Consider the following 11249-nt stretch of genomic DNA (forward strand, 5'->3'; position numbering starts at 1 on the left):
AACACCCATGAAGTACCGCCCCGCCCGCCTGACCGCAGTCGCCATGGCCGCGGCCCTCGCGCTCACCGCCGCCGCCTGCTCCCTGGAGAGCACCGGCACCGGCGACACCGTCAAACTGGTCATCGGCTACCAGTCCAAGACCATCAACACCGTCACGGCGGGAACCCTGCTGAAGGCCAAGGGCTTTCTGGAACAGCGGCTCGGGAAGCTGACCGAGGCGGGCGGGCCCGAGTATCAGGTGGAGTGGCAGGACTACGACACCGGCGCGCCCATTACCGCGCAGATGGTGGCGGAGAAGATCGATATCGGCTCCATGGGCGATTACCCGTTGCTCATCAACGGTTCTCGCACCCAGGACAACGAGCGCGCCAAGACGGCGCTGGTGTCCATCACCGGCTACAACCCCAAGGGTGCGCTCAATATGGTTGTGGTGCCGCCCAATTCCACGGCGCGGACCTTGAATGATCTGGCGGGACAGAAGGTTTCGGCCAGCGTCGGCTCCGCCGGGCACGGGACCCTGGTGCAGGCGCTCACCCGCGCGGGCATCGACCCCAAGACCGGCGTCGAGGTGCTGAACCAGCAGCCGCAGATCGGCGCGTCCGCCCTGGAATCCGGTCAGGTAGCCGGACTTTCGCAATTCGTGGCGTGGCCCGGACTGCTGGTCTTCCAGAACAAGGCGAAACTCCTCTATGACGGCGCCGAACTGAACGTTCCCACTTTCCACGGCGTGGTGGCGCGCCGCGATTACACGAATCAGCACCCGGAAGTACTGAACGCATTCCTGCAGGCGCAGCTGGACGCGACCGAATTCCTCAACGAGCAGCCCCTGGAGGCGGCGAAGATCGTCGCCGACAGCTCCGGGCTGGCCCAAGAAGTCGTGTACCTGTACAACGGGCCGGGCGGAACCTCCTTCGACACCACGCCGAAGGCGAAGCTCATCGCCGCGCTCCAGGATGATGTGCGCTACCTGAAGTCCATCGGCGACTTCGCCGACCTGGACATCGACAAGTTCGTCGACCCCACCGCATTGCGGAAGGCGTTCGCCGAGCGCGGCCTGGACTACGCGGCCGAGCTGGCGAAGACGGCCAACCCGTCCCTCATCTCCGGCACCGACCCGGTGAGCGGCAAGCCCGCCGACAACCCGGCGCTGGCCGGCGAGATCTGGTTGCAGGGCCGGGACGAGACCCAGGCCGCCGCCGATCCGACCAGCCTGCTGCGCGCCGTGAAACAGGCTCGCGTCGAAGGCAGGACCGTGCGCGCCGCCTACGTCCCGGATGCCGAGCTCGGCACTCGCTGGTTCGCCGACAAGGCCGTGTGGGTGCGCGACGGCGACACCTACCTGCCCTTCACCACCGCGGCGGCGGCCCAGCGCCATCTCGCCGCCCACCCGGCCGGTGCGATCGTCACCTACGAGCAGGCCGTGAGCGAGGTACGGCCGTGAGCGGCCATCCCGCCGGGCCGCCGCCCCGCCGCGCACCGCTGAACGGCGAGGTGCTCGGATGAGTACGGTGACCGCTGTTCAGCCGGATAGCGCTGTGGCCCGGGCGGTCTCGGCGCCGGCGGTCGCGCGGCTCCGGGCGGGCCGGGCGGTGTGGCGCTCGCGGGTGGTCCGGTTCGCGTCGGTGCTGGCGGCCATTGGCCTGTGGCAGGTGCTGACCAGCGGCGACGTCCGGCTGTGGGTACGGTTCGACACGCTGCCGAGCGTCACCGAGATCGTGCGGGCATTCCGGCATCAGCTGGGGACCGAGGTCTACTACCTGGATCTGGGGCAGTCGCTCATCCGGATCCTGTCCGGATTCGGGCTGGCGGCGGCGCTGGGCGTGAGCGCCGGTGTGGCGCTGGGGCGTTCGCGGTGGTTCGCCGACACGGTCGGACCGCTGACCGAGCTGGCGCGGCCGATCCCGGCCATTGCCATTGTGCCGGTGGCGATTCTGCTCTTCCCGGACGATGAGGCCGGAATCGTGTTCATCACCTTCCTGGCGGCCTTCTTCCCGGTCATGGTGTCCACTCGGCATGCGGTGCGGGCGCTCCCCACGATCTGGGAGGATTCGGTGCGCACCCTGGGCGGCGGTCGCCGGGACGTGCTGCTGCGAGTCGTCTTGCCGGGCAGCCTGCCCGGAGTGTTCGGCGGGCTGTCGGTGGGAATCGGGGTCGCCTGGATCTGTGTGGTGTCCGCCGAAATGATCTCGGGGCGGCTCGGGGTCGGGTATCGGACCTGGCAGGCGTACACGATCGTCGACTATCCGGGGGTGTTCGTCGGAATCATCACCATCGGCGCACTGGGGTACGGCACCTCCGCGGCGGTGGAGCTGCTCGGCCGGCGAGTGACGCACTGGCTCCCGCGCGTGCCGGAGGTGGCCAAGTGAGCGGTATCGGAATGAGCCTGCGGCTGGACCGGATTCGCCTGTCCTATACGGGGTCCCCGGTCATCGCGGAGCTGTCGCTGGAGGTGCGGCCGGGTGAGATCCTGATCCTCACCGGACCCTCCGGCTGCGGGAAATCCACGGTCCTGCGTGCGCTCGCGGGGCTGCTGCGACCCGACTCCGGCCGGGTGCTGGCCGATGGCGTCGCGGTCACCGGCACCTCCCGCGACCGGGCCGTTGTCTTCCAGGACAATGCGCTGCTGCCCTGGCGCACCGTGCGATCCAATATCGAGCTCGCCCTGAAACTGCGCGGCGAGCCCCGCGCCGGGCGCAAGGACCGGGCCGAGCGCTGGATCGAGGAGATCGGCCTCACCGGTTTCGCGGACTTCCTGCCCAAGAGCCTGTCCGGCGGGATGCGGCAGCGGGTGCAGCTGGCGCGCGGGCTGGCGGGTGCGCCGCGCGCGGCGCTCATGGACGAGCCCTTCGGGGCGCTCGACTCGCAGACCCGCGCCACCATGCAGCGGCTGCTCGTCGACACCTGGCGGACCCATCCGACCACCGTCGTCTTCGTCACCCACGATGTGGACGAGGCGCTGCTGCTCGGCGACCGGGTGGCGGTGCTCGGCCGCGCGGGCGAGCCGCTGCGCGCACTGCTGGAGGTGCCGCGGCCGCGTGAGCTCGGCGTCGACCGTTCCGGCCTGCGCGCCGAAATCATTACCGCGCTGGATCATTCGGGCGATCTCGCCGCGCTCTGAAAATTCTCGCTTCCTTCGATCGAATGCTGGTGTGCTCATGGAGATTCCCGATCTGGCGGATACCGTCCGACTCGACTGCGACGTGCTGGTGATCGGCGGCGGCACCGCGGGCACCATGGCCGCGCTCACCGCCGCCGAAGCGGGCGCGAACGTACTGCTGCTGGAGAAGGCGCACGTCCGGCACTCGGGTGCGCTCGCCATGGGCATGGACGGCGTGAACAATGCCGTCATCCCCGGCAAGGCCGAACCCGAGGACTACGTCGCCGAGATCACCCGCGCCAATGACGGAATCGTCAACCAGCGCACCATCTATCAGACCGCCACCCGCGGCTTCGCCATGGTGCAGCGGCTGGAGCGCTACGGCGTGAAGTTCGAGAAGGACGCCTACGGCGAGTACGCGGTGCGCCGAGTACACCGGTCCGGGTCGTACGTACTGCCCATGCCGGAGGGCAAGGACGTCAAGAAGGCGCTGTATCGCGTGCTGCGGCAGCGGAAGATGCGCGAGCGGATCCGCATCGAGAACCGGCTCATGCCGGTGCGGGTGCTCACCGCGAACGGCCGGGCCGTCGGTGCGGCCGCATTGCACACGCGCACCGGGGAATTCGTGGCCGTGGCGGCCAAGGCCGTCATTCTGGCGACGGGGCCGTGCGGGCGGCTCGGGCTACCCGCATCGGGTTACCTCTACGGCACCTATGAGAACCCCACCAATGCCGGTGACGGCTACGCCATGGCCTATCACGCGGGCGCGGAGCTCTCGGGTATCGAATGCTTCCAGATCAACCCGCTCATCAAGGACTACAACGGCCCGGCCTGCGCGTACGTCGCCAACCCGTTCGGCGGCTACCAGGTCAACGCGCTCGGCGAACGCTTCGTCGACTCCGACTACTGGTCCGGGCAGATGATGTCGGAGGTGAAGCGGGAGATCGAATCCGCGCGCGGGCCCATCTATCTGAAGGTCTCGCACCTGCCGGAGGAAACCCTCGACGCGCTCGAAGGCATTCTGCACACCACCGAGCGCCCCACCCGCGGCACCTTCCACGCCAATCGCGGCCACGACTACCGCACCCACGACATCGAGATGCACATCTCCGAAATCGGCTTGTGCAGCGGGCATTCCGCCTCCGGCGTCTGGGTTGACGAACACGCCCGCACCACCGTCCCCGGCCTCTACGCCGCCGGCGACCTGGCCTGCGTGCCGCACAACTACATGATCGGCGCCTTCGTCTACGGCGATCTCGCTGGCGCGCACGCCGCCGCCACCCTCGCCGCCACCCCGGCCCCCGGGGAACTGCCCGCCGATCAGCTCGCCGCCGCCCACGAACTCGTCTACCGTCCGCTCCGCAATCCGGAGGGCCCGCCGCAGCAGCAGGTGGAGTACAAACTCCGCCGCTTCGTCAACGACTATGTGGCGCCGCCCAAGACGGCCACCAAGCTCTCCCTCGCCATCGAGACCTTCGACCGCATGCTCGGCGATCTCGCGAGTATGGGCGCGCGGACCCCGCACGAGCTCATGCGCTGCGCCGAAGTCAGCTTCATCCGCGACTGCGCCGAGATGGCCGCGCGCTCCTCGCTCACCCGCACCGAATCCCGCTGGGGCCTCTACCACGAACGCGCCGATCTGCCCGAACGCGATGACGTCGAATGGCGGTACCACCTCAACCTGCGCAAGAACGCCGACGGGGAGATAGAATTCCTGAAGCGCCCGGTCGCACCGTATTTCGTGCCGGTGCCCGGCCTGGACGAACTGCCGTCGGACGAGACGGCCGTCCTCCCCGTGGCACAGCCCCCGCTCATCGGCAGCCCGCCCAATCTGGGCGAGGAGGCCCGGATACACCCCACGCTGGTGGCGGCCGACGCGCAACGACAGACCCTCGCGCCGCGAATCGCCCTGCTGCTGGGCTTGGACGCACCCGATGTCGCCGAACTCGCCCCGTTCCTCGACGATCCGGACCCGCAGGTGCGCGCTACCGCGCTGGCGGTGCTCACCGAGGGCGCCCCGGATGGTTTCGGCGACCGCCTCATCGCAGCCCTGGGCGATCCGGACGCCCAGGTCCGCGCCGCGGCCGTGGCCGGACTGCGCGAGCTGGTGGAAATCCTGCCCGCCGCCTCCGGACTCGCGGTGCACACCGAATCGCCCGATCCGCTGGTCCGCGCCGCCGTGGTGGATCTGCTGCGGGTGCTGCGCTGTGGCACACCCGAGCTGTTCGCCAAGGCCGCCGTCGATCCGGACCACCGGGTACGCATCGAAGCCGTCAACGGCCTGGTCTCCCTGGACGATTGGTCCGCCCTGACCGGCGCCGCCCACGACGACAGCAGGGAAGTCCGCATTGCCGCCGCCCGCGGGCTGGCGACCATCGGGGCCGGTGGCCTGGACACCGTGCGCCTCCTGGTGGACGACCGCGATCCGCTGGTCCGCGCCGCCGCCCTCACCGCCCTGTCCCGGCTCGGCACCGCCGACGACGCGCCCACCCTGGCCACCGCGCTGCGGGACTCCGCCTGGCAGGTTCGCGAAGGCGCCGCCCGCGGACTACCTTCGGCCGGACCCGAACTGGCCACCGAACCACTGCGCGCCGCCCTCGCCGACGTCCACCCGGACGTCCGCAAGGCCGCTGTCCTCACCCTCACCACCTGGCCGGAGAACGACTCCGCCCGAACCGCTTTGGAAACCGCCCTCACCGACACCGACGCGGACGTCCGGGCGTACGCGCGACGAGCCCTCGCAGTGCACTCAAACGCATGATTCTGGGCCGCTGGGCCGCTGGGCCGCAGGAATGTGGGGTTCGCGTGGTTGCGGGTGTGGGGTTTCAGGGGCGACAGCCCCTGAGAGCCCCCCGAGAGTGGGGGCATACCTAACCCTATTCGGCGAACAAGCTCTCCACGGCCGTAATGAAATACGGGAAGTGGCTCGCGAAGCGGTGCAGGTTCTGATCGCCGTCGAAACCGCCGAACCAGTACAGGCCGGGTACGCCGTCGTCACTGGGATTCAGGTCCCGCCATACGCGCACCCAGTGATCGCCGCGCCGCCCGGCCACCATGAACGGCAGGCCGCGGGAGAACATGAGCTCCCGGTACGGCTCGGGAACACGGTGCGGGACAGTCCCGTCCAGGGCGCGCACCATGCCTTGCACCCGGGTCGCCATATCCCGGCCGAGCGCGGTGCGTGACGGCAGATAGCGGGGGAGCAGCAGAGCCGCCACGCCGCCGAGGGCGATGGCCACACCCACCAGGGCGTGGCCCGGGCCGAGCGCCAGCACCACGGTCGCGATCGCACCGGCCGCGATGAGGCCGACGCCGAGCCAGAATTCGAAACCGCGCCGGGAGCGGTCGATGAAGGCGCCGCGCTCGGTGGCATCGTCGATGAGCGCCTTGCGCACCTGCGCCACCGGGATTTTCCCGCGCAGCTCCGACAGCAGCACCGCATCGGCGCCCTCCGGCAGCAGCGCCGCGTAGACGGCGCGCTCGTATCCGGTCAGCTGCTCGTCCGGCGGGTTCATGCGGGCGAAGCGCCAGTCCGATTCACCGGCCACCGCCACCCAGATGTAGCTGCGCACAGCCAGATCCACGATGGTGGCGGCCATATCCCAAGAGTCCACATAACCGTCCACCAGCAGTCCGGCCATGCCCGGCGTCACACCGTCCGGGGAGGCGAACTGCGCCCGATCACCGTCGCGCTGCAGCGGATCCAGCACATCGTCGTCGCCGGGCTCGGCCCGCCGCGCCCACACCACATACCCGGCGGCGGCAGCCAGACCGGCCAGCAGCACGCCGAACGCCGCCAGCACGGGACCGGTCACCGAGAACGGGCCGGGCGCATTGTCATCCTGGATATCGGCATTGGCCTCGACCGTGCCCGGCGGGAGCTGCAGCGTCACATCGAGCACGTCGCCCTTGCGCAGATCGGTCTTCTCCAGATGCGCGACCCCGTCCGGTTCGACGCGAATATCCGCGCAGTCCTGCGGATTTCCCGGCGGCCCGATGGTGCACTTCGTCACGCCCATCCGGAAGTCGGGACCGGTCACCGTCGCGCTGATCGACGCCACATCGGTGTTCAGCACCCCGGTCCAGTGGAAAACCTGTGCGCCCGAGGCATTGCTGACCGTCTTGTGCACCGTGTACTTGACGGTCACCGATCCGGGCCGCGCCACAATGGTGAACCGGTCGTCGCCGAGGGTCGCCTCGCCATCGCCGGAGGCCTGCACATCGGTGACCTCGAAGCGGCGCTGCACTCCCTCGGCGATCTGCACGCGCAATGGCAGCACCTGCCGGAATTCGCCGCCCTCGGGCACTTCCACGGTTTCGGTGACACGCAACAGCCCGTCGTCACCGAGATCGACCTCGGCGACGATCCGCACCCCGTCCGCCTGCGCCCAGGCGGCCGGCGCGGCCACCCCCAGCAATGTCAGCACCAGTGCGACGAGGGCAGCCCCCCGAAAAATCCGCATGGAAGGCTACTTTAGACAGCTTGCTATCCTTCCGAAGCGGCTGTCGGTTGTCTCTGAGAACGAGGGGGTGCGGGGGGATGACTCGCCCACCGTCCGGACAAGGACCGAACTCAGCCGGTGGACGGCCACCGCAACCGGGCCCCTGGCCCGCGCCGCCGCAGCAATCACCCCGCCGAGCACAGGGCCCGGGATATCCCCAGGTTCCGGGTCAACCGCATCGCCCCTGGCCGCCGCAGGGGCCGGGGCAACCTCCGCAGCCGCGACCGCCCCAGGGCCCGGGATATCCGCAGCAGCCCAGACAATCACCCGCGCAAGGCTTTCCGCAGGTGCCGGGATATCCCCAGCCGCAGGGCTACCCGCCGCCCGGCTACCGCGCCCCCGCCGGCTACGGCGCACCGGGCCACGCGCAACCGCGGCAACCCGGTTACCGCCCGCCCATGCCGCCGCCCGCCGCCGCCACTCCGGTCGGCGCGGCCACGCACACCCCGCCCGCGCCGCCGCGCCGCCGGCGCTGGGGCACCCTGCTGCTCATTCTCGTCATCCTGGTGACCAGCGTGGTGCTGCGCGCCGCGTTCAAGAACGGACTGGACGCACTCGGTTCGGGCGATTCCGTCCAGACCACTTACGATCCGGAGCCGGGCGGCGCCACCCTCGGCGTGGCCGATACCGCGAACAATCCCTTGGTCACCGATACCGACCTCACCCTGCTGCCCGCGCGCTGCGCCTACTCCGCCTGGGGCACCGACGTGAGCACCGCGCGCACCTTCTTCGAAACCGCCGCAGGGTGTTTGGAGAACGCGTGGAAGGCCGCCTTCGCGGAGGCCGGGCTGGCCTTCGAACCGCCCAAGCTCATGGTCTCCGCCGACACCGGCGGCATCACCACCCTGTGCACCGGCAACAGCAGCAACTTCGCCGCCTTCTACTGCTCGGCCGACAAGACCATCTACATGCCGATCAGCCAGCTGCAGACCGACCTGTTCGGCAACAACTGGGTGGTCTACCTGTCGGTCTTCGCCCACGAGTACGGCCATCACGTCCAGGCCCAATCCGGCATCCTCGGCAAGGTGCACAGCGAACGCCGGCAAGCCGGCGCGCGCAGCGACCTCGGCCTGGAACTGTCCCGCCGCACCGAACTGCAGGCCAACTGCTTCGACGGCATGTACCTGTCCTCCTCCTCGCACGGCGGTTCGCTGACCTCGGCGCAGATCAGCGTCGCGCGCAATGACGCCTACGGCCGCGGCGACGCCCCCGGGGACATGCGCGACCACGGCACCTCGGAGAACGGCGGGGCCTGGTTCGAAATCGGCTACGACAAGAACCTCACCTTCGAGTGCAATACCTTCAACGCCCCGGCGGCCAAGGTGAAGTGATCCGAAAGCGGAAGGGCGGCAGGTCTCGCGACCTGCCGCCCTGCTTCCACCACTCGGACTCGGCGCACGATGCGCTCGCGCTCAGTGCCCGAACGGCCCCTCACCGAGCTTGCGCGGCCCATGGCCGTGCCCGCTCACACCTTCCGCGTACGCGGTCTCCGCGTGCAGCGCGAAGTCGATACCGGAGATCTCCTCCTCCTTGCCGACCCGGAAGCCGATCACCAGATCGATGACCTTGCCCAGCGCATACGACACGCCGAATGCGAAGGCCGCCACCGCGACAACGCCCACCGCCTGCTTGCCGAGCTGGCTCAGCCCGCCGCCGTAGAGCAGGCCCTCCGCGCCGCCCGCACCCGTCATGGCCTGATTGGCGAGCAGCCCGATCAGCAGCGTGCCGACCACGCCGCCCATGAAGTGCACGCCCACCACATCGAGCGAATCGTCGTAGTTGCCCTTGAACTTCCAGCCCACCGCGAACGAGCACACCACGCCCGCGACCAGGCCCACGAGCAGCGCGCCGAGGGTGTTCACGTACCCGCAGGACGGGGTGATGGCCACCAGGCCCGCCACCGCGCCGGAGGCCGCGCCGAAGGTGGTCGGCCGGCCGTCGCGCACCTGCTCCACCACCAGCCAGCCCAGCATGCCGAGGCAGCCCGCGACGAGCGTGTTCAGGAATACCGCCGCGGCGGTCCCATTGGCGGACAGGGCCGAACCGGCATTGAACCCGAACCAGCCGAACCACAGCAGGCCCGCGCCCAGCAGCACGAACGGCAGATTGTGCGGGCGCATGGCATCGGTCTTGAACCCGATGCGCGGCCCCAGCACCAGCGCCAGCGCGAGCGCCGAAGCGCCGGAAGCGATCTCGACGACCAGGCCGCCCGCGTAATCCAGCGCGCCGAACTTGGTCAGCCAGCCGTCCGGGGTCCACACCCAGTGCGCGATGGGCGCGTACACGACCAGCGCCCACACCGGCACGAAGACCATCCACGCCGAGAACTTGGCGCGATCGGCGATGGCGCCGCTCACCAGGGCGATGGTCAGAATGGCGAAGGTCAGCTGGAAGGTGACGTACAGCAGCTCCGGGATGGCCGTGTTCTCCCGCACCGTGGACGGGTCGATGCCCGACAGCCCGAAGAACTCGAAATTGCCGATGAGCCCGCCGCCGGCGTCCTCGCCGAAGGCGAAGCTGTACCCGGCCAGCAGCCAGACCACCGTCACCAGCGGAATGGAGATGAAGCTCATCATCAGCATGTTGAGCACACCGCTGGACCGCACCATGCCGCCGTAGAAGATCGCCAGTCCCGGCGTCATGAGCAGCACCATGGCCGTGGCCGCGAGCAGCCAGGCCGTCGCCGCCGGATCGATGGTCGAGGTCATGTTGGGGTAACTCCTTCCGCGCGTGATCGCGTTGCACGGAAGTTACCTTTTCCTCACGTTTCGGCGCTGTTACGAAAATGAGGACTTGGATACGTGTCTGTAACAGGTCTAGCTGCGACGATCCCGGCTCTTGCGGCCCAGCGCGCGCAATCCGCGAGGTCCGGGCACGGGCAGGCCGTCGTCGAGGGCCATCCATTCGGCGGTGGTGAGCCACTGCTGCTGCGAGCGCGCGTCGGCAGTGTCGTTGAACACGCGGCGGCCGCGATCATCGCGCAGTTCGTAGGCCAGCACCGACCAGCGCGGCGGGCGGCCGTGCTCGGCCACTTGATCTCGCAGGTACGCCGCGACCAGGGTGCCGATGGTATTCACCGGGCGTAGCGAAACCCGATTTCCATAACGCGCGGCGTGGAAACGCCTTCCGGCGCACAGGGATCGGGGAGCGGCGTTATAGGCGATCCAGCCGGCGCGCTGGGCGCGCTCGATCAACCACAAATGTTTGACGGCGGTCGGCGGAATGTTGCCGACACGATCGCGAATGAGGTTGAAAACCGGTTCGGAAAGCAGAATGTCGCGACGGGTGGGACCGGTTCCGTGCGCGGTCCAATATTCGTCGGTCAACTTGGCGAGCACCCGGCCGAAATCGTCGATGCTGCGCTGGGCGCGGCGGCCCAGGCGTTCGATGCGCTCGGCCTCGGCGCGCATGTCGTTCTGCACGATGAGGGTATTGATGGCCGCCATGGTCGGCACCTGGCCGCGTTCCAGCAGCTCCAGAATGGCATTGGCGGTGGCCGGATCGGCGGCGGCGGAGACCGGTAGCGAATCACGCTTGAGGTCGTAGTCCTGCGGGGCGATGGCTCGGCTGAGCAGATCGACGGCGGCGGTATTACCCGCGAAGTCGGTGCTGGAGAGCCAGGCTGCGGCGATGACGTCGTGCTGCGGCAC

8 protein-coding genes are annotated in these 11249 nt (G+C 69.3%); 5 read left to right on the forward strand and 3 right to left on the reverse strand.

Annotation, left to right across the window (positions count from 1 at the left end):
* Positions 1 to 7 precede the first annotated feature (7 nt).
* Genes ACYQ5L_RS01465 through ACYQ5L_RS01480 form a run of 4 tightly spaced genes read left to right on the forward strand, consistent with a single transcriptional unit; the run spans position 8 to position 5858 of the window.
* The gene (locus ACYQ5L_RS01465) at positions 8 to 1441 is read left to right on the forward strand and encodes an ABC transporter substrate-binding protein (protein ID WP_459955018.1); all 1434 of its coding nucleotides are present in this window, start codon (positions 8 to 10) and stop codon (positions 1439 to 1441) included.
* A gap of 58 nt (positions 1442 to 1499) precedes the next feature.
* Positions 1500 to 2366, forward strand: a complete 867-nt coding sequence (locus tag ACYQ5L_RS01470) for an ABC transporter permease (protein WP_459955019.1) — start codon at positions 1500 to 1502, stop codon at positions 2364 to 2366.
* A gap of 11 nt (positions 2367 to 2377) precedes the next feature.
* Complete coding sequence (locus tag ACYQ5L_RS01475) at positions 2378 to 3118, forward strand: ABC transporter ATP-binding protein (RefSeq protein ID WP_459963287.1); 741 nt, start codon at positions 2378 to 2380, stop codon at positions 3116 to 3118.
* Positions 3119 to 3155: 37 nt separating this feature from the next.
* Positions 3156 to 5858 (forward strand): fumarate reductase/succinate dehydrogenase flavoprotein subunit, encoded by a 2703-nt coding sequence (locus tag ACYQ5L_RS01480; protein WP_459955020.1) that lies wholly within the window; start codon positions 3156 to 3158, stop codon positions 5856 to 5858.
* A gap of 115 nt (positions 5859 to 5973) precedes the next feature.
* Here the strand turns inward: ACYQ5L_RS01480 and ACYQ5L_RS01485 are convergent, their stop codons facing one another.
* Positions 5974 to 7560 carry a DUF2207 family protein gene (locus tag ACYQ5L_RS01485; protein ID WP_459955021.1) on the reverse strand — a complete coding sequence of 529 codons (1587 nt, stop codon included), beginning with the start codon at positions 7558 to 7560 and terminating at the stop codon, positions 5974 to 5976.
* A gap of 326 nt (positions 7561 to 7886) precedes the next feature.
* Here ACYQ5L_RS01485 and ACYQ5L_RS01490 point away from each other — a divergent pair, with 326 nt between their 5' ends.
* Positions 7887 to 8930 carry a neutral zinc metallopeptidase gene (locus tag ACYQ5L_RS01490; protein ID WP_459955022.1) on the forward strand — a complete coding sequence of 348 codons (1044 nt, stop codon included), beginning with the start codon at positions 7887 to 7889 and terminating at the stop codon, positions 8928 to 8930.
* A gap of 81 nt (positions 8931 to 9011) precedes the next feature.
* Here the strand turns inward: ACYQ5L_RS01490 and ACYQ5L_RS01495 are convergent, their stop codons facing one another.
* Positions 9012 to 10307, reverse strand: coding sequence for an ammonium transporter (locus ACYQ5L_RS01495; protein ID WP_459955023.1), 1296 nt, complete (start codon positions 10305 to 10307; stop codon positions 9012 to 9014).
* 108 nt (positions 10308 to 10415) lie between these two features.
* A complete protein-coding gene (locus tag ACYQ5L_RS01500) occupies positions 10416 to 11249 on the reverse strand; it encodes a hypothetical protein (protein ID WP_459955024.1) in 834 nt (277 codons plus the stop codon).

This window comes from Nocardia sp. IFM 10818 (genome assembly GCF_054655275.1).